17 protein-coding genes and 1 tRNA gene are annotated in these 19,058 nt (G+C 45.9%); 3 read left to right on the top strand and 15 right to left on the bottom strand.

Annotation, left to right across the window (positions count from 1 at the left end; translation table 11 throughout):
- Nucleotides 1–79: 79 nt before the first annotated feature.
- From HGT73_RS01435 to orn, 12 genes are all read right to left on the bottom strand, one after another.
- Entirely contained in the window at nt 80–268 is a 189-nt protein-coding gene (locus tag HGT73_RS01435) for a DUF2065 domain-containing protein (RefSeq protein ID WP_214211876.1), read from the bottom strand.
- A gap of 77 nt (nt 269–345) precedes the next feature.
- Nucleotides 346–1,305 carry a protease modulator HflC gene (hflC, locus tag HGT73_RS01430; protein ID WP_214211875.1) on the bottom strand — a complete coding sequence of 320 codons (960 nt, stop codon included), beginning with the start codon at nt 1,303–1,305 and terminating at the stop codon, nt 346–348.
- On the bottom strand, nt 1,298–2,458 hold the full coding sequence (gene hflK / locus HGT73_RS01425; RefSeq protein ID WP_244968396.1) for an FtsH protease activity modulator HflK: 1,161 nt from the start codon (nt 2,456–2,458) through the stop codon (nt 1,298–1,300). Before hflK ends, hflC begins: the two co-directional genes overlap by 8 nt.
- A gap of 53 nt (nt 2,459–2,511) precedes the next feature.
- Nucleotides 2,512–3,795 carry a ribosome rescue GTPase HflX gene (hflX, locus tag HGT73_RS01420; protein WP_214211873.1) on the bottom strand — a complete coding sequence of 428 codons (1,284 nt, stop codon included), beginning with the start codon at nt 3,793–3,795 and terminating at the stop codon, nt 2,512–2,514.
- 60 nt (nt 3,796–3,855) lie between these two features.
- Nucleotides 3,856–4,152 (bottom strand): RNA chaperone Hfq, encoded by a 297-nt coding sequence (hfq, locus tag HGT73_RS01415; protein ID WP_214211872.1) that lies wholly within the window; start codon nt 4,150–4,152, stop codon nt 3,856–3,858.
- An 86-nt stretch (nt 4,153–4,238) separates the two neighbouring features.
- Complete coding sequence (gene miaA / locus HGT73_RS01410; protein ID WP_214211871.1) at nt 4,239–5,186, bottom strand: tRNA (adenosine(37)-N6)-dimethylallyltransferase MiaA; 948 nt, start codon at nt 5,184–5,186, stop codon at nt 4,239–4,241.
- Complete coding sequence (gene mutL, locus HGT73_RS01405) at nt 5,179–6,990, bottom strand: DNA mismatch repair endonuclease MutL (RefSeq protein WP_214211870.1); 1,812 nt, start codon at nt 6,988–6,990, stop codon at nt 5,179–5,181. Before mutL ends, miaA begins: the two co-directional genes overlap by 8 nt.
- Before the next feature lie 27 nt (nt 6,991–7,017).
- Nucleotides 7,018–8,607 carry an N-acetylmuramoyl-L-alanine amidase AmiB gene (gene amiB, locus HGT73_RS01400; protein ID WP_214211869.1) on the bottom strand — a complete coding sequence of 530 codons (1,590 nt, stop codon included), beginning with the start codon at nt 8,605–8,607 and terminating at the stop codon, nt 7,018–7,020.
- The gene (gene tsaE / locus HGT73_RS01395) at nt 8,604–9,080 is read right to left on the bottom strand and encodes a tRNA (adenosine(37)-N6)-threonylcarbamoyltransferase complex ATPase subunit type 1 TsaE (RefSeq protein WP_214211868.1); all 477 of its coding nucleotides are present in this window, start codon (nt 9,078–9,080) and stop codon (nt 8,604–8,606) included. The genes amiB and tsaE overlap by 4 nt, the downstream gene beginning before the upstream one ends.
- A gap of 1 nt (nt 9,081) precedes the next feature.
- Complete coding sequence (locus HGT73_RS01390; RefSeq protein ID WP_214211867.1) at nt 9,082–10,599, bottom strand: NAD(P)H-hydrate dehydratase; 1,518 nt, start codon at nt 10,597–10,599, stop codon at nt 9,082–9,084.
- A 335-nt stretch (nt 10,600–10,934) separates the two neighbouring features.
- A tRNA-Gly gene (locus HGT73_RS01385) sits at nt 10,935–11,010 on the bottom strand.
- 149 nt (nt 11,011–11,159) lie between these two features.
- A complete protein-coding gene (gene orn / locus HGT73_RS01380) occupies nt 11,160–11,708 on the bottom strand; it encodes an oligoribonuclease (RefSeq protein WP_214211866.1) in 549 nt (182 codons plus the stop codon).
- Nucleotides 11,709–11,809: 101 nt separating this feature from the next.
- Here orn and rsgA point away from each other — a divergent pair, with 101 nt between their 5' ends.
- The 3 genes from rsgA to mscM all read left to right on the top strand — a co-directional run bounded on the left by rsgA (nt 11,810) and on the right by mscM (nt 17,230).
- The gene (rsgA, locus tag HGT73_RS01375) at nt 11,810–12,859 is read left to right on the top strand and encodes a small ribosomal subunit biogenesis GTPase RsgA (protein WP_214211865.1); all 1,050 of its coding nucleotides are present in this window, start codon (nt 11,810–11,812) and stop codon (nt 12,857–12,859) included.
- Nucleotides 12,860–12,959: 100 nt separating this feature from the next.
- The gene (gene asd, locus HGT73_RS01370; RefSeq protein ID WP_214211864.1) at nt 12,960–13,889 is read left to right on the top strand and encodes an archaetidylserine decarboxylase; all 930 of its coding nucleotides are present in this window, start codon (nt 12,960–12,962) and stop codon (nt 13,887–13,889) included.
- An 11-nt stretch (nt 13,890–13,900) separates the two neighbouring features.
- Entirely contained in the window at nt 13,901–17,230 is a 3,330-nt protein-coding gene (mscM, locus tag HGT73_RS01365) for a miniconductance mechanosensitive channel MscM (protein ID WP_214211863.1), read from the top strand.
- Nucleotides 17,231–17,261: 31 nt separating this feature from the next.
- Here the strand turns inward: mscM and epmA are convergent, their stop codons facing one another.
- The 3 genes from epmA to efp all read right to left on the bottom strand — a co-directional run bounded on the left by epmA (nt 17,262) and on the right by efp (nt 19,047).
- On the bottom strand, nt 17,262–18,242 hold the full coding sequence (epmA, locus tag HGT73_RS01360; RefSeq protein ID WP_214211862.1) for an elongation factor P--(R)-beta-lysine ligase: 981 nt from the start codon (nt 18,240–18,242) through the stop codon (nt 17,262–17,264).
- Between the two features lie 60 nt (nt 18,243–18,302).
- Nucleotides 18,303–18,413, bottom strand: a complete 111-nt coding sequence (locus HGT73_RS01355; RefSeq protein ID WP_407073135.1) for an entericidin A/B family lipoprotein — start codon at nt 18,411–18,413, stop codon at nt 18,303–18,305.
- Nucleotides 18,414–18,480: 67 nt separating this feature from the next.
- On the bottom strand, nt 18,481–19,047 hold the full coding sequence (gene efp, locus HGT73_RS01350; RefSeq protein WP_214211861.1) for an elongation factor P: 567 nt from the start codon (nt 19,045–19,047) through the stop codon (nt 18,481–18,483).
- Nucleotides 19,048–19,058 lie beyond the last annotated feature (11 nt).

Here is a 19,058-nt window from a genome sequence, read left to right as displayed (position 1 = left end):
ATAGTCGAAATTCGCTTTTTTCTTAACACCTTAATTTTTCACCAAAAAAAAACAGTAATTAGCACGATCACTCAACTGTCTACTTATTTACCATATAAAATATTACTAACCCTGCCACCACAAAGGCACCACCAAAGCGCCTTAATAACTTTTCTGGTGAGCTAATAAGAGTAATGATACCTCTTTTCCAGACCTTAGGCAGTAACATTGGGCCAAGTCCTTCCACAATTAAAAACAATGAAACGGCTGTCCATATCGCTGAATGCATGAGGATTCCTTGACATAAAAAAGAGGCGGTAACATCACCGCCCTCTAGTTTACTCGGAATTAAAGTTAAATACAGTGCTATGGCGATTTCATAAAGCGTAAAAACTCGCTATCAGCATCTAAAAAAAGCAACGAATTACTCGATTGAAAACTCTTTTCATAGGCCGAGAGTGAGCGTAAAAAGCTAAAAAATTGTGGGTCTTGAGAGTAGGTTGTAGCAAATATAGCAGCGGCTTCAGCTTCACCTTCCCCGCGCAGAATTAAAGCCTGCTTCTGTGCCTCAGATAACGTTTTAGTGACACCATAATCAGCTTGAGCACGCAGTTTTTCAGCTTCCTCTTTACCTTGCGAACGCTGACTCCTCGCTACTGATTCACGTTCAGCCCGCATACGATTAAAGATAGCTTCTGACACTTCTGCGGGTAGGTTAATTTGCTTAATTCGTACATCGACAACATCAATCCCTAACGCAGCCATACTGTTGACGTGCAGATTATCAACCTCGGCCGGATCAACCTGTGTTGGCATACCAAGATCGCTCTCATCCTGTTCCACGTTAGCACTGCCTTTATTCAGGGTATCCCTCACATCGGTCGTCAGCCGTCCACGCGAATCGGTCACTATATCTTTAACATCAAGTCTGCCTATTTCCGAACGTAGCCGATCACTAAATTTACGTTTTAACAATAGTTCAGCACGTGATAGATCACCCCCACCTGTAGCCAGATAGTAACGACTAAAATCACTGATTCGCCATTTGATATAAGAATCCACGATCAGATCTTTTTTCTCTTTAGTGACAAAACGATCGGCTTGATTATCTAGGGTCTGAATACGGGCATCCAAGATTTTAACAGTGGAGACTAGTGGCCACTTTACATGCAATCCCGGCTGGTAAACCACAGGGATACTTTGCTCATCGCGCAGTACCTTACCAAAACGAACGACAATGCCACGGCCACCTTCTGGAATAATGAACCATGCATTGCATAACACAACGAACACACTTAAACAGATTGCCAGTACGACTTTACTCATTATCACGCCCTCCTTGGCGATAGAAATCTCCTAAGTGCCGTCCATCAACGCCAAATTCTGTTTTTTCACTTTCGGATGACCCCACCGATGGTGGATGTTCTTGGCGTTTGAAGAGTTGATCTAAAGGAAGCAAAGTTACCGTATTACCATGCTGGCCATTAAGTACCTTGGGAGTACCTGCGAGAATTTTTTCCATCGTTTCAATATAAAGGCGCTGTTTGGTGACCGCAGGCGCCGCACGATATTCCGGTAAAATTTTACTAAATCGGGCAGCCTCACCTTCTGCTTCAAGTACCGTTCTTGCTTTATATGCCCGGGCATCTTCAAGAATACGTTGGGCTTGTCCGTTGGCCCTAGGCTGAACTTCATTGGCATAGGCTTCTGCTTCTCTGACGTACTGCTCACGGTTTTCGCGAGCGGCAATCGCATCATCAAAAGCCGCCTTCACCTCTTCAGGCGGGCGAGCGGCTTGGAAGTTAACATCCAAGACCGCTAGCCCCATTTGATAAGGCAGTATTGTCTGTTCGATTTCGCGTTGAGTCTCACTACGCACCACCGTTCGACCCTCTGTTAGCACGCGATCCATCGTTGACCGTCCAATCACGCCACGTAACGCGCTATCGGTCGCCTGGCGTAAACTATCTTCCGCATTAACCACGGAATAGAGATAACGCTCTGGATCAACTACGCGATATTGTACGTTCATTTCTACTCGTACCACATTCTCATCTGCTGTAAGCATACTGCCGGTTGTCGCCAATTCCTTCACTGAGGCCACATTGACAGCCGTCACTCGGTCAATAAAAGGTGGGTGCCAATTAAGACCAGGCTGAACTAAGTGATGAAATTTTCCTAATCGTGTGACGACGCCACGTTCTGCTTCACCAATTGTATAGAAACCGCTTACAAACCACAGGCCAGATAGGACGATGACGATAGGTAACACTAAAAGCAGATAGTTTTTATTGTTTAACGGGGGGGTACCTCCATGACGGTGTTTTACGCGGAAAAAACATTTCGTCAGATAGTGACGAATCAGTTTATCCAGATCCGGCGGGCCATGTTGTAAACTTGCATGTTGAGAATCAGCGCCGCTATTGTGCGCGAGAGGACGGTATCGGGTTTCCTGATTACCCGGGTGTTTCCACATCATACTAATCTCCATTTAGTGACATTGTGGAGGCCCCAAACTAGGGGCCGAAAAACTTATTTTATAACGTAGCTTGATAATGAAGGATACTGTTTACCCAAGCGATGCCATTCAACGATCGGCAAACGAACATGTAAGCCGATTGAGCCGTCATCTTGATTCCATTCTTCTCTAATAGCATCAAGCTGATAAAAACGACTACGCAAACGCCCTGCTTCCGGTGGAAGGCAAAGCGTATGCTGAGCAATCTCGCCTGAAAGGCGTTCAGAAAGCGCCTGCCAAAGTAACGATAAACCGACACCACTTTGGGCGGATAACCATACTCTAATAGGCACTCCCTCTTCATTACGATCAATACGCGGTTCAAAACCCTCTAATTGATCGATCTTATTCATAATATGAAGAGTCGGGATGTCATCCGCCTCAATTTCGGCGAGCACTTCATCGACCGCATCGATATTTTCGTTGACCCGGAGATCAGCGGCATCAATCACATGTAATAACAGTGTCGCTTCACGTGTCTCTTGTAACGTCGCCTTAAATGCCGCCACAAGATCGTGCGGTAGGTGACGAATAAAGCCGACCGTATCGGCTAATACAACTTCACCCACATCTGTGACCGCCAATCGCCGTAATGTCGGATCGAGTGTGGCAAAGAGCTGATCAGCAGCATAAACGTCGGCAGAGGTTATACTGTTAAAGAGCGTAGATTTCCCAGCATTGGTATAACCCACTAGCGAAACTGTTGGAATATCCGCTTTTGCACGTGCTTGTCGCCCTTGCTCACGTTGCTTTTCGACACGCTGTAATCGAGAAAGAATCAACGTAATTCGATTACGTAATAAACGCCTATCCGTTTCGAGCTGTGTTTCTCCCGGGCCGCGTAAGCCAATACCGCCTTTCTGGCGTTCAAGGTGGGTCCATCCTCGTACTAAACGGGTCGCTAAATGGCGTAACTGCGCTAATTCAACTTGTAGCTTGCCTTCGTGCGTTCGGGCGCGCTGCGCAAAGATATCTAAGATTAAGCCTGTGCGATCGATAACCCGACACTCGCATAATCGTTCTACATTTCGCTCTTGAGCAGGGCTCAAAGCATGATCAAAAATGACAACGCTTGCACCGGTCGCTTTTACCGCCTGAGCGATCTCTTCAGCTTTACCTTCGCCAACGAAGTATTTGGGGTGTGGGGATTTACGACTTCCCGTAATAACTTGAAGGGTTTCAACCCCCGCGGAAGAAACGAGAGTTTCAAACTCTTGCAAATCTTCACTTTCTTTATCTTGAGAAAACCAGATATGAACTAAGACGGCCTGTTCGCCGGCATCATAACGCTCAAACAAGCGAGAACCTCACTAAAAGGTGGACAACCAGAGAGCCTAAACCCCCTGGTCGAAAGAAAATTACTCTGCAGACTCGCCATCATGGTGTGAACCCGTACCAGCAGTTCCATTATTATGATAATTGCTGCTACCTGGTGCATTAGTATGGTGAGAGACAGGGCGTGATGGCACAACTGTTGAAATGGCGTGCTTATAGACCATTTGGCTAACAGTATTTTTTAATAAGATGACGAACTGATCGAAAGACTCAATTTGCCCTTGAAGTTTAATACCGTTCACCAAGTAAATTGAGACAGGTACACGCTCGCGACGCAAAGCGTTTAAAAACGGGTCTTGTAGTGATTGCCCTTTAGCCATTCTATCTTTTCCTTATACGTTCGTAGTGTAATTATTATAGAGTTTAAAAGCCGTTATGACATACCATGCCTGAAGATTCCAAATAATCAATCAGTTATAGCACGAATAACGTTCAAAACTTTGTCACGAGCCTGATCGGGTTGTAGGCTATCAAGCCAAACAAGTGAATCCCACCCTCGTAACCATGTCATTTGTCGCTTAGCCAACTGGCGGGTGGCACATATGCCACGGAAAACCATTTCATTATAATCTATTTCGCCTTCAAGCCATGACCACATTTGTCGATAACCGACACAACGTATTGACGGCATATCCACATGAAGATCCCCACGCTGATAGAGCGCTTTAACTTCTTGTTCAAATCCTTCATCGAGCATTTGCTGGAAACGCTGTTCAATCCGTTGGTGTAGTACCTCACGAGCTTGAGGAGCAATAGCAAACTGAAACACTTCGTAGGGAAGAGCTTCTCCTGCTGTTTCAGTTAACTCTGTTAGAGTTTTACCTGAAATACGAAAAACTTCCAGTGCTCGCGTCAGTCTTTGCGGATCATTAGGATGAATTCTTTTTCCTGCCTTTGGATCTATCAGACAAAGTTCTCGGTGAAGAGTTTCCCAGCCTTCTAATTTTGCTCGCTGTTCCAGTTGGTGACGAATGTCAGGATCGGCAGAAGGTAACGGGGACAGCCCTTCGAGTAAGGCCTTAAAATAAAGCATTGTCCCACCGACCAAAATAGGAATCGCTCCACGCTCGGTAATTTCGGCCATCTTTTGTAGCGCATCACGACGAAAATCCGCCGCAGAATAACTTTGGCTAGGATCAATCAAATCCAGTAAATGATGAGGGGCGGCAGCCTGTTCTGCTACCGTTGGTTTTGCGGTACCAATATCCATTCCCCGGTAGACTAAAGCCGAATCAACACTGATAATTTCAACGGGTAATGTTTGTGCAAGCTCGATAGCCAAGGCCGTTTTACCCGAAGCCGTCGGACCCATAATAAAAATGGCTTTCGGTAATTGCGGTATCAATTCATTCATTTAATAATGCTTCAAAATAAGAGTCTAAGTCTACGGGTTGAACAAGACCTGCTGGCGGTGATACAACATGTCCCGGTACAAGCCGTTCTAAATCGGCTAATAATGTAATCGCTTGAGAATGTGTCCATGTCTCGTCAATAGTGACGCTTTTTTCAGCTAACCACGTCGCTAAAGCCAGTGGCCGATCTTCAGTTTGCTGAGACAACCACTCTATCATTTCTGGAATCAAAATTTGTAAATTTTGCGAGCGCAAAGGTAAAGGTACCGCGCGTAGCGTGCTGTATTGACCATCGCTATGTAACTCAATACCAAAGTGCTGTAAGAACGCTGTTTTATCAGTAATGATCTGCTTTTCTTTTGCCGTACATTTCACTCTTAAAGGAATAAGCAACGGTTGCGAAACAAGGGGTTGAGTTTCAGGATAAAGCTGCTGTGTTAGCACTAACTTTGCCGCTTTTGCTAGTGCCAGTAACGCTAACCCATTCTTATTTTCAAGCAACGCAAAACGCTGTTGGCAGACCGTCAGCACTCGGCCAAAACTATGTAAATGTCCCTCTAATGGCTCAGCGTTAGACTCTACCGACAAGGCATCACGACTGACCTCTTGTGCTTGGAGCGTCGAACTCACTAAACGTTGGTAAACTTCCGCCTCTTTCTTACGATAAGGTTCCGGCAAGGAATGATGACGCCCGGATGCAGATCCACTTGGCTGAGCAAACATATTTTTGCCTGCCGCTGTTCGATTTTCGGCGATAACCGGCTGAGAAAGTGATGAAGCCTGATGCTCTTCATGTACAGATTGAATATCGGCCGGTGTCAGCGCACTGGTAATGCCTTGATAAATGAAATCATGTACGAGACGCGATTGATGGAAACGCACTTCATGTTTTGCAGGATGCACATTGACGTCAACCTGATGCGGATCAACCGTTAAAAAAAGGACATAAGCGGGTATTTGCTGTTGTCCGATATGCTCTTGATAGGCTTGACGAATAGCATGATTAATAAGCTTATCTCGCATCATTCGGCCATTCACGTAACAGTATTGAATTTCAGTGGCTGTCTGGACATGACTTGGAGAGATAACCCATCCTTCAATACCCAAACTATCGTGTTGCCAATCAATATGCACTGCCTGCGAGACAAAACTTGAACCGCAAATTGCACTCAACCGCTGCTGCTTCTGCTTCTCATTGTTTGCTACACGATAATGCCGCGTCTGTTTTCCATTATGCGTCAATATAAATTCAACATCGAAACGTGCAAGAGCAATACGTCGAATAACCTCGTCGATATGGGTAAACTCAGTCTTTTCGGTACGCAAAAACTTGCGGCGCGCTGGCGTATTATAAAACAAGTCGAGAACTTCAAGGGTTGAACCACGAGGATGAGCGGCAGGTTTTAAACTAACATTCATCTCCCGTCCTTCGGCGTAGGCTTGCCAAGCCTCATTTTGGTTTTCAGGACGAGAGGTTAGCGTTAACCGAGAGACTGAGCTGATACTGGCCAGCGCTTCCCCCCTAAAGCCTAAGCTCATAATCGCCTCGAGATCATCAAGAGAGGCGATTTTACTGGTCGCATGTCGCGCAAGTGCTAATTCAAGTTGGTCTTTAGCTATTCCGTAGCCATTATCCCTAATCGCAATCCGTTTTGTACCACCCTTATCGATCTCGATATGGATACGGGTAGCACCCGCATCAAGACTGTTTTCAATCAGCTCTTTGACCACAGAGGCCGGGCGCTCCACTACTTCCCCAGCCGCGATTTGGTTAGCCAACTGCGGCGGTAAAATCTGAATAGGCATTCTAGATCCTCAGCAACGTTCGATGCATCAAGGCAATGGAATAATTAAGGTTTGCCCTAACATCACGTTTGCGGAACGCAGATTATTCCTAGCAATGATAGCTTGGGCACTCACACCGTATTTCAATGCTATCGCGTTTAACGAGTCGCCCCGTATGACTTTATGTTTAATCATCTTAGCAGCAGGGGAGACTACCGGCGCACTCGTATCGATTCGTAAACGCTGACCCACCCATACCGTGGACTTTTTCAATCGATTTTGTACGATAATAGCTTTGGTACTAACACCGTAATGTGCTGCAATACCCGACAATGTCTCTCCCCGCTGTACGGTATGCACAGTGGATTGTAGTTTCACCGTCGCTGAAGGCGTACTTGGCGTAAGCGGACGATTTTCAGTCGTCGCAATGTGTTGATAAGGATGGCTACGAAAATAGGCACGTAACCCTCGGTATATCGCATGAGCTATTTTGTTTTGATATGCAGGGCTACCTAATAGTTTCTCTTCTTGAGCATTACTGATAAAACCTGTTTCAACCAATAGCGACGGAATATCTGGCGAACGAAGCACGCCTAAACTCGCATGTTCCGGTAAACGTTTATGTAATGGCGTGACCGGACGAAGATTTTGCAATACTTTTACCGCAACATCATAACCCACTCGCTGTGAATGACCGAATTGAAGATCGAGTACGGCTTGGCTGAGATAAGGGTCAGATTGACTATTCGCCAATAAATCACCCGCCCCTCCTAATAATTCCGATTGTTTTTCCGTCTGCTCTAGCCAGTTTGCCATTTCTGAGTTTGCGCGGCGATTCGACAATACCCAAACGGATGCCCCGCTCACTGAATGTACGGGCGCAGAGTCGGCATGTATAGAGATTAATACACTAGCATTTTCTTTACGGGCAACATCTGAGCGACCCATTACCGAGATAAAATAATCGCCTTTTCGAGTCATCACCGGTTTAAACATTGGATCGGCATCAAGAAGGGCCTTCAATTTATGGGCAATAGCAATAGTGACATTTTTTTCTTTCAGTCCATGTTGCCCAATGGCACCCGGATCTTGTCCTCCATGGCCTGCATCAATTGCCACGATCACCACTTGATTGCGAGTGACTTTCCCCCCAGGATAACTGGTAGTGTTTGAATTAGTGACGATTGTTTTAGCCGGAGTAAAAGGATTTTTATCGGCCTTTGTTGTCGCTATTTTCGCCGAGAGTGGCGTTTTACTCGTTAGGGTAATCACTGTCTGCCAGAGTTTACCCTTTTGCTGAGTCGTAACTGTGGCTTTGGAGGACTGAGTTAATTCAACGACCAAGCGGACCGCCTTATTATTTGGCGGCTGGCTGGTGCGAATACGCGTGACTAAATTTGCCCCACTAAAATTCAGCGGCAGTCCTTTGATGACTCCACTTTCATGAATATCCATCACAAAACGCTCAGGTCGATGGAGATCAAACCAAGATACCGTTGGTTTATCAGCGAAATTCAACGTAAGAATCGATTGTATTTCACGATTGTCGACCTGAATCTCGGAAAGTGGTGCCGCCAGACTTACATAACTCATTAAGCAACCCAAGACGACTAAAATCAGCCGCCGAAATAACGTCATGCCTCTTCCCCATCGGCAGCTATATGCTGTAACAAAACATCCCCCCAAGACGAGCTAGCGGTTATTTCAGCTTTTCGTCCATCATCTTGATAGTGTAAGACTACCGTCAGATCAGGAGAAGGCAGGAGACCGGCTCCCTGTTGTGGCCACTCCACTAAACAGAGGCTGTCACCAGTAAAGTAGTCGCGCACCCCCATAAATTCGAGCTCTTCGGGGTCAGCTAAACGATAAAGGTCAAAATGATAAGCTAAACGGCCGTGAATGTCGTAAGGTTCAACCAGTGTATAAGTGGGGCTTTTAACATTACCTTGATGACCTAAAGCTTGCAGAAAACCTCGACTAAACGTTGTTTTCCCTGCCCCTAAATCACCCACTAAATAAATAATGGTGCCTTTATCACTGGCTTTTGCTAATTGCGCCCCCAAGGCTAAAGTTGCCGATAAATCGGCAAGGATCACTGTTTTTGTAGTCATGTTAATCATCGTTATCGTGAAGTGGATTGACGCTTATTCTTAGTTTATCAACCACATCCAGAGCAAGCATACCGCGCATTCCATTATCTTCTGCCACTAAGTCTGCCGCATGGCCATGTGCCACAACGCCCGCCCTCGCAGCATGGGATAATTCTAGGCCTTGCCCAATAAAGGCTGTTATTACGCCGGTCAGTACATCCCCCATCCCCCCCGTCGCCATGCCCGGGTTTCCAACATACGCAATAGCGGGAGAGAACGAATCATCGGCTATAATAGTACCCGCCCCCTTGAGGACGGCTATCCCACCAAAACGTTCAACCAGTCGATTCGCTGCGGATAATCGATCCGCTTCGACTTCAGCAATCGAAATGCCTAATAACCGAGCCGCTTCTCCAGGATGTGGAGTCAAGACCCGATTTTGACGTTTATCGGGGTCGATTGCTAGGAGGTTTAACGCATCTGCATCCCATAACATGATTTTTTTACTTAATTTTACCTGATTTAGTGCATTTTTCGCCCAGTCGGATTGTCCCAAACCCGGCCCAATCGCAATAACGTCGGCCCACTCAAGGGCTGCGTTTAAAGATTCGGGGGTCAACTCGGCAACCATAAGTTCAGGTCTTGCCGTCAAGATGGGCATAATAGTAGAGTGATGCGTAAGTACCCGAACTAAGCCTGCCCCACTACGCAAAGCGGCTTCGCCACTCAATCGTATTGCTCCTGCCGAGCCTTCAGCACCACCGATTAATACAACTTTACCCATATCCCCTTTATGTGCACTGGCAGCTCTCTGAGGTAGCCAAGTACATAAATCTTGGCCGGTGAGACACTGGATGGGTGCGGTCAGATCGGAACACCAATTGCCAAACCCTAAGTCAGCCAAATAGAGTTTTCCAGTATGATCGCGCCCCTTACCTGTTAATAGCCCCGGTTTTAGTGTTATGAAAGTCAGGGTCGAACTGGCATAAATTGCCCGCCCTAATGGCTGTCCTGTCTGAGCATCTAAACCAGAAGGAATATCGACTGAGACAACAGGGGCGCGATGAGTATTCACTCGATCAATCAAAGATTGTATTTCTGTCTGTGGCGCGTGTCGAAGACCGATACCATAGAGGGCATCAACAACTAAGTCGATATCTGTCGGCCAAGGGTCGTAAGGGGTAAGAGAGGGATTCTGCTGTCCGACTTGCCAGATTGAGTGGGCTTGGGTGGCTTCACTCGGTCGCTCTCGATAGAGACTCGCCTCAACGACAGTCGTTTTCACCCCCGCCTGTCTGAGTAAATATGCCAGGACAAACCCATCACCACCATTATTACCTCTACCGCATAACACTAGGCAATGTTGTGTTGTCGCATAATGTTGCGAGATAAGGGCCAATAATGCCTCGCCCGCCCGCCACATTAATTGGTAAGGAGAACACTTTGCGCGCTGGCACAAATGCTGCTCAAGCTCCGCTATTTGCTGTACAGGCCAACAATCACTCGGCAGCTGATCACTTATCATTGATATTGCACGCATGTTACCTCCCCCACTTATAAGTAGTACCCAACTTTCGACACATAGAAGTAAGAATAATAGGTCTAATTTATGCTAAGCGACAGAAATACAAAGATAATTGTCCTGTGAATAGATTTTTTATCTCGAGGGGGGACAACCCTAATATTATTTTAGAGAAAAAAAATAATAATAATTAAATCAATTGATTATCGAATATTGAGCCGCAATAGTGGACGACAAAAAAGGAATAACGACCTGTGGATAAGTCTGTTGAAAATAACAATGAAACTAACAAAGATTGAAGGAGAGACGTGAGAAACGTCACTTCATAGGAATGATAAAATGCTTGAAAAATTTGGAGCGGGAAACGAGATTCGAACTCGCGACCCCGACCTTGGCAAGGTCGTGCTCTACCAACTGAGCTATTCCCGCACCGACACAGTAAAATATTCTCTACCGTTATGGGGTGCGAATTATACGAGAATAATTTACCTACGCAACCCCCCAGACACCGCTTTTTTTATTTTTTTGTGCCAACTGCCGAATAACTCGGCAGTTTGTATAGTTATTATTCTAATGCCCTACAGTTTTATAAAGTTTTCGCGGTAAAAGGCCAACTCGGCGATAGATTCACGAATATCATCCAATGCTTGATGCGTACCTTTTTTATGAAACTGCGGTAAGATTTCGGGTTTCCAACGACGCGCCAGCTCTTTTAGCGTACTCACATCAATGGCGCGATAGTGGAAATAGCTTTCCAACTGCGGCATATAGTTGACTAAAAATCGACGATCTTGGCCTATAGAGTTGCCGCAAATCGGTGAGCAATTTTCCGGTACCCACTGTTTTAAAAATTCGATCGTTAAGGCTTGAGCATCCGCTTCCGTTACAGTGCTCTGTTTCACACGCGAAACCAATCCACTTTGTGTATGAGTATTGACGTTCCACTCATCCATTAACGCTAACTGCTCATCGGTTTGATGGATCGCTAAAACGGGGCCTTCGGCTAATACCGTTAAGTGTGCATCGGTAACAATAGTGGCAATCTCAATGATTCTATCCCGAAGCGGATCGAGCCCTGTCATTTCTAAATCAATCCAAACAAGATTATCTTTACTTTGTGTTGTCATCGCGTTCCCTTACCCGCTAAATTCGCCATTTGTTCACATTAAGGTGTATCATAGACCTTTTGCCCACCTAGGGCGAAATATCATGTTATGTGAGAGGTTATGTGAGTAAAAATAAACTATCAAAAGGCCAGCAAAGGCGTGTTAATGCCAACCATCAACGTCGGTTACAACAACGTGAAGGAAAAGCGGAACCGGATGATAGCCTATTTGCTGAACCTCAAGATGGCCGCGTTATTAGCCGTTTCGGTATGCATGCGGATGTCGAAGATCCACAAGGCAAAATTTGGCGCTGTAATCTACGCCGTACAATTCGTTCGCTGGTCACCGGTGATCGTGTCGTCTGGCGTGCGCCTTTAGAAGGACAAGGTAAAGGGATTGTTGAAGCGGTATATGACCGTCAGTCTGTGCTGACGCGCCCCGATTACTATGATGGTATCAAACCTATTGCGGCAAATATCGACCAAATCATCATTGTCTCCGCCATATTGCCTGAGTTGTCTTTAAATATTATTGACCGTTATTTAGTGGCTTGCGAGACACTGAATGTTGCCCCACTACTGGTATTAAATAAAACCGACTTACTCGATGATGAGGCCATAGCATTTGTCGATGAGCAAATGGCTATTTATCAAGATATTGGTTATCAAGTTTTGAAAGTCTCTAGCCATCAGCGTGAAGGCCTAGTACCTCTCGAAGAAGCACTGACCGATCGCGTAAGTATTTTTGCAGGTCAGTCGGGAGTTGGAAAATCCAGTCTGCTCAATGCACTACTCGGTTTCAATGCGATAGATAATAACGCTATTTTAACCAACGATGTGTCCGATAATTCGGGGTTAGGTCAACATACCACCACAGCGGCTCGGCTCTATCATTTCCCACAGGGTGGAGATGTTATCGATTCTCCAGGTGTCCGTGAGTTTGGTTTATGGCATTTAGAGCCGGAACAAATCACCCAAGGGTTTGTCGAATTTAAACCGTATCTCGGCCTGTGCAAATTTAGAGATTGCAAACACCTTGATGATCCAGGGTGCGCGTTACGTCACGCGGTTGAAATCGGTGAGATTGATGAACAACGTTTCGAGAATTATCATCGCATCTTAGAAAGTATGTCTTCGGTGAAGATAAGAAAAAATTTCAGCAGTAAAGAGTAAACACTACCAAGGCTAAGTCCTTACATCATTTCCTTTCTCTATTGTGGGGCATTTGCCCTACGAAGGTTTAGACCGATATTATGTACGCCAGGAGGCGACCGTGTTAGACAAGTTAAAATTAGGTATCAACGCCATCCTTCCTAAAAGACAACTCACCGAGCTGGCTGGCTGGGGAGCAAGTCGGCAAGCAGGTTGGTTAACCAAAGCGGTAATCGACATATTTGTCTGGTACTACAAAGTTAATATGCAAGAAGCCGCAAATCCCAATACCGCGAGCTATCGTACCTTTAATGACTTTTTTGTCCGTCCTTTAAAAGATGAAGCACGGCTCATCGATCATGCCCCGAATATATTGATCCAACCCGCCGACGGTGCGGTCAGTCAATGTGGACGAATTGATGAGAACCAGATATTTCAGGCTAAGGGCCACTATTATTCGCTAGAGGCACTGCTTGCCGGTAATGAAGAGCGTGCACGCCATTTCTATAACGGTCAATTTGTGACAACCTACCTTGCACCACGTGACTATCATCGTGTACACATGCCATGCAATGGTATCCTTCGTGAAATGGTTTACGTTCCTGGTGATCTTTACTCAGTGAATCCGTTAACAGCACAAAATATTCCTAACTTATTTGCACGTAACGAACGCGTTATCTGCTATTTCGATACGGATATAGGGCCGATGGTACAAATTCTTGTCGGCGCGACTATTGTTGGAAGTATCGAAACTGTTTGGGCCGGTACAATTACACCTCCCCGTGAAGGGATTATTCAACGCTGGCACTACCCTCACGCCGATGAAAAAGGCGCAGTTGTGTTGCTCAAGGGACAAGAAATGGGACGCTTCAAGTTGGGATCAACGGTGATCAACTTGTTCCCACCCAATCAAGTACGTTTGAGTGAAGCGTTAGAAGCTCAAGCCCCTACACGATTAGGACAACCTTTAGCAGAAAATATTGCCGACAAGCACGTTAAGACTCCGCCAACACAAAGTGGACATACCCTGTCTGAACAAACTGACGCCTAATTCTGGAGAGCATGGCAGTGCGTATACTAACCGTTATTCTACTGAGTTTAGGATTCAGTGTCGCTTTCGCGACTTATGCACTGCCAGAACCCCCACAAATTAGGCAAGCACTCGAACAGGCGCAAAACAGCAAAACCCCGACGGCGCAAACCGATGTTATACAGGCACTACGAAGCACGCTGGATTACGTGAACCAACGTAATCAATCGATAGAAAATGCTCGACAATATCAAGAAGTTATTGATAATTACCCCCAACTTGCTGCCACGCTACGCCAACAAATTACCACGCTAAACGAAACAAGCAAACGCGTTAATCCTGCATTGTCCAGCAGTGATATTGAGCAAGAAATCCTGCGGGTGAGTAGTCAATTGTTAGAAGAGGGCCGTTTAGCGCAACAAGAACAAGATCGTGTGCGCGAAATTAGCGACTCGTTAAATCAACTACCGACCAACCAAACCGATGCAAGACGGGCACTTTCTGAGAGTGATCGACGTCTGCAAAATTTTCAAGTCTCCTCAACACCGATAGGTCAAGCTCGCGGCGATGCTTACGAAGCCGAAAATGCGGCTAATAAAGCGCGTGTCAATGAACTGGAATTAGCTCAACTCTCTGCGAATAACCGGCAAGAATTGGCTAAATTGCGGGCGGAACTTCATCAAAAGACTATTGCTCAGCTTGATGCGTATCTCCAAGCATTACGCACCCGACAAAGTAGCTTGCGCCAAGATGAAGCGCAGCGCGCACTTGAACGGACAGAGCAGTTGGCAGAAAACAGTGGTGACTTACCTCCGGTCATTCACGAACAATTCACTGTTAATAGAGAATTGTCAGCGGCACTCAACCAGCAAGCACAGCATATGGAGCTTGTTTCTTCTCAACAACGACTGGTTGCTAACCAAACCCAACAAGTTCGGCAAGCCCTTTCTACGCTGCGAGAACAGTCGCAATGGTTAGGCGAGTCAACATTACTCGGTGAAGCTCTTAGGGCTCAAGTTGCCCGTTTACCGGATGCGCCGAAATCTCAGCAAATTGATAGCGAAATGGGCGAGTTACGTGTTCAACGGCTTCACTATGAAGATCTATTAGCACGACAACATGCATTACGTGAGACTCGGCAAATCAGTGGTCAATCACTGACCAATGAACAACGACGCATTTTAGATTCACAACTTAATACCCAAGGTGAACTGCTTAATTCGTTAATTTCTGGTTGTGATGCATTAATTCTAGAAATTACGAAACTAAAAGTCGCCAATACACAGTTACAAGATGCATTAGGGGATGTGACTGACGCGACTCACCGTTATCTGTTTTGGACAGCAGATATTAACCCCATCACCCTGCACTACCCTCTCCAAGTTGTTCAAGACCTGACTCGCTTACTTTCGCTTGATAGCCTCGGGCAATTGGGTAAAGCTCTAGTCATGGTCGCTACCAGTCGAGAATCAATCTTACCCGTAATTGGCGCTTTCATTTTGGTAATTGTGAGCCTTAGTTCACGTCGGCATTACCATGCATTTTTAGCACGTTCCGCCAGTCGTATAGGTAAAGTGACACAAGATCGCTTTTCATTAACACTACGAACCGTTTTCTGGTCAATTCTCGTCGCTCTCCCCTTACCAGTGCTATGGGCAACACTAGGTTATGGGCTACAAAGAGCCTGGCCTTATCCGATCGCTGTCGCCGTTGGAGATGGAATCACAGCTACGCTACCTTTGCTTTGGGCATTTATGATCAGTGCTACATTCGCCCACCCAAACGGACTATTTATTGCGCATTTCCGGTGGCCGCCACAAGCTGTTTCACGCGCAGTACGCTATTACTCGCTCAGCATTGGCTTTATTGTCCCACTGACCATGATGCTCATCACCTTCGATAATATTGAAGAACGCCCTTTTACCGCATCATTAGGACGGTTAACTTTTATTCTTATTTGTATTGCCTTAACAATCGTCTCCAACGCACTGCGCCGTGCAGGATTACCGCTCTACTTTGACCGGCAAGGCAATAGTAATAATATGATTAATCGCTTACTGTGGGATGTAATGATCCTTATTCCACCGGTCGCCATCGTCGCTTCCTTACTCGGGTATTTGGCAACAGCACAAGCGCTTCTGGCACGGGTAGAAAGCTCTGTAGGTATCTGGTTTGTATTACTGATTATCTACCATATTATTCGTCGTTGGATGCTGATCCAACGTCGTCGTATAGAGTTCGACCGCGCGCGCCAACGTCGCGCAGAAATTTTAGCTAGCCGCGCGCGTAATCATCAGGACGATGAAAATATAGGAAGTAATAGCGAGGCCCAAGAAACTATCGACGAACCGGTTATCGACCTTGATACTATTAGTGCACAGTCTTTACGCTTAGTACGTTCTTTACTTACGTTGGTTGCACTTTTCGCGTTAATCTTGCTGTGGTCAGAACTACACTCGGCTTTCGCCTTCCTAGAAAATATCCCATTGTGGGGAGTTAACTCATCAATTCAAGGTGTTGAGAGCGTCCAAGATGTCACCTTAGGCGCGGTACTCATCGCCATATTAGTCCTAGTGGTTACGCTACAATTAGTCCGAAATATGCCCGCGATGCTTGAGCTCGCCATTTTACAACACCTGAATTTGGCCCCCGGAACAGGGTACGCCATTACCACATTGACCAAATACTTATTGATGATCATTGGTGTAATGATGGGATTCTCGATGCTAGGCATCGATTGGTCTAAATTACAATGGCTCGTTGCCGCTATGGGTCTGGGACTAGGATTTGGTCTGCAAGAGATCTTTGCGAACTTCATTTCTGGTCTAATTATCTTGTTTGAAAAGCCCATCCGAATTGGTGATACCGTAACACTCCGTGATCTCACCGGTACGATTTCACGGATCAATACGCGAGCAACAACCATTACTGACTGGGATAGAAAAGAGATTATTGTGCCGAATAAGGCTTTTATTACTGAACAGTTTATCAACTGGTCTTTATCTGATGCACACACACGTGTGGTATTGAATATTCCAGCCCCATCCCACGTGAGCAGCGCTTTAGTCACAGACTTATTGCTGTCGGCAGCGAACCGTTGCAGTTACGTCTTAAAGACCCCTGCAGCAGAAGCATTTCTCGTTGATATTCATCAAGGTATCCAACTTTTTGAATTAAGGATTTATGCGGCAGAAATCGGCCATCGTATGCCACTGCGCCACGACTTACATCAGCAAATTTTAAGCAGTTTTAGCGAGCATAACATTGAGCTCCCTTACCCACCTGTACAAGTAAGGATGGAACAAGTGGGCAAAACCAGTGCGGCAATGCAGTCAGCACGCTATCAAGCCGGGGGGTTATAAAAAAAACCAGTCACTATGACTGGCTAGATTTTTAGCTATTGTCGACCGTGAAGGCCATGACTTCTTTTAAGGAGTCCGCTTTTAACGCCAGCATCACCAAACGATCAATACCCAGTGCCACGCCTGAGCAATCAGGCATTCCTGCACTCAATGCCGCTAAAAGACGCTCATCAATCGGTTGCTCCGGCAGCCCCATCAATTGTCGACGACGGTTATCAGCAACAAAGCGCTGACGTTGTTCATCGCTGTTCGTCAACTCGCGAAAGCCATTTGCCAGCTCTACGCCTTTAAAATAGACTTCAAAGCGTTCTGCCACACGATGATCTTCGGTACTAATCTCGGCCAAAGCCGCTTGTGATGCAGGAAAATGATAAACAAATGCCGGCTTGTTCTCTTGACCAATTTGCGTCTCTACACCAAGCATAAATAAAAGTTGTAATAATGTATCGCGATCCTCTTCACGGGCAGCCAGATCGCCAACACCCAACTTTTCTGCACAAACAACTAATTGTTCTTTATCCGCCGTAAGGGGGTCGACACCCAGATAGCGCTGGAAAGCCTGCTGATAAGAGAGGGTTTCTGCGGGTTCACACTCAATGATCTGTTGCAGTAAGTCATCCACTTCATTCATCAAACGGTACATATCGTAATGCGGGCGATACCATTCGAGCATAGTAAATTCTGGATTATGATGACGACCTGCTTCTTCATTACGAAAACAGCGACTCATTTGATAAATCGGCCCACTACCGGCTGTAAGTAAACGCTTCATATGATATTCAGGGCTAGTCATTAACCAAAGATCACGGCCTTGCGCTGCACCTGGGCCAATAAAACGCGTAGAAAAAGGAACCAGGTGAATATCTGTAACCGTTGCTTGGCTCATAGCGGGGGTTTCAACTTCCAGAACTCCACGATCAGCAAAGAAACGCCGAATATCAGCTAGCAAATTTGCGCGCTTAAGCAAATTCGCAATAGGGGCGCTCGGCTGCCAAAGGTCCGATTCATTCATCAAAAATATCCTTACAGTGATAGGGGGTTCAACATAGCGGTAAATAAAAATGATGGGCCATTAGCTGGCAACATGGGAAATAGCGTGACCTAAACTTGAAACATCCTCACCCATCCCACGAAACGTATTACAAGCAGTGAGCGATGTGCTAAACAGGAATAAAACGGCCATTTTTACTATTAACGATTTCATAGCGCTTTACCTATTAAAAAAACGCGCCATACAGGCGCGCTTACTCTTACTTGACGCGCGAAACGTATTCGCCTGAACGCGTATCCACACGGACAACTTCGCCGATTTGGACGAATAATGGAACCTTAACCACTGCACCAGTAGTGAGTTTAGCTGGCTTACCACCCGTTCCTGCGGTGTCGCCTTTTAAACCTGGATCGGTTTCAACGATTTCAGCTTCAATGAAATTTGGTGGAAGAATGCTAATCGGGTTACCATTCCATAAAGTAACGATACATTCAGCTTGGTCTTGTAGCCAGATGTTGCTCTCGCCGACAGCTTTAGCATCTGCAGCCAATTGCTCGAAAGTGTTGTTGTTCATGAAGTGCCAGAACTCACCATCGTTATAAAGGTAAGTGAGGGTCACATCAACAACATCAGCACCTTCAGCTGTGTCAGTCGATTTGAAGGTTTTCTCAATCAGTTTACCGGTTAACAGGCGACGCATTTTTACACGGGCGAAAGCTTGGCCTTTACCGGGTTTAACGAACTCACTTGCTTCGATAGCATAAGGTTCGTTGTCGAACATGATTTTAAGACCGTTACGAAAATCGTTGCTAGAATATGTTGCCATGAAGGCCCTCT

It is taken from the genome of Rosenbergiella australiborealis (assembly GCF_018494035.1).
Lineage (GTDB): Bacteria > Pseudomonadota > Gammaproteobacteria > Enterobacterales > Enterobacteriaceae > Rosenbergiella > Rosenbergiella australiborealis.
This window is presented reverse-complemented; position numbering and strand designations above follow the sequence as displayed.

Excerpts from the sequence above, each read along its gene's own strand:
- miaA (WP_214211871.1), bottom strand. The coding sequence starts at position 5,186 with ATGAATGAATTGATACCGCAATTACCGAAAGCCATTTTTATTATGGGT.
- HGT73_RS01355 (WP_407073135.1), bottom strand. The coding sequence starts at position 18,413 with ATGGCCGTTTTATTCCTGTTTAGCACATCGCTCACTGCTTGTAATACG.
- orn (WP_214211866.1), bottom strand. The coding sequence starts at position 11,708 with ATGACAACACAAAGTAAAGATAATCTTGTTTGGATTGATTTAGAAATG.
- epmA (WP_214211862.1), bottom strand. The coding sequence starts at position 18,242 with ATGAATGAATCGGACCTTTGGCAGCCGAGCGCCCCTATTGCGAATTTG.
- HGT73_RS01435 (WP_214211876.1), bottom strand. The coding sequence starts at position 268 with ATGCATTCAGCGATATGGACAGCCGTTTCATTGTTTTTAATTGTGGAA.
- HGT73_RS01390 (WP_214211867.1), bottom strand. The coding sequence starts at position 10,599 with ATGCGTGCAATATCAATGATAAGTGATCAGCTGCCGAGTGATTGTTGG.
- amiB (WP_214211869.1), bottom strand. The coding sequence starts at position 8,607 with ATGACGTTATTTCGGCGGCTGATTTTAGTCGTCTTGGGTTGCTTAATG.
- efp (WP_214211861.1), bottom strand. The coding sequence starts at position 19,047 with ATGGCAACATATTCTAGCAACGATTTTCGTAACGGTCTTAAAATCATG.
- hflC (WP_214211875.1), bottom strand. The coding sequence starts at position 1,305 with ATGAGTAAAGTCGTACTGGCAATCTGTTTAAGTGTGTTCGTTGTGTTA.
- mscM (WP_214211863.1), top strand. The coding sequence starts at position 13,901 with ATGGCAGTGCGTATACTAACCGTTATTCTACTGAGTTTAGGATTCAGT.
- tsaE (WP_214211868.1), bottom strand. The coding sequence starts at position 9,080 with ATGACTACAAAAACAGTGATCCTTGCCGATTTATCGGCAACTTTAGCC.
- hfq (WP_214211872.1), bottom strand. The coding sequence starts at position 4,152 with ATGGCTAAAGGGCAATCACTACAAGACCCGTTTTTAAACGCTTTGCGT.
- hflK (WP_244968396.1), bottom strand. The coding sequence starts at position 2,458 with ATGATGTGGAAACACCCGGGTAATCAGGAAACCCGATACCGTCCTCTC.
- mutL (WP_214211870.1), bottom strand. The coding sequence starts at position 6,990 with ATGCCTATTCAGATTTTACCGCCGCAGTTGGCTAACCAAATCGCGGCT.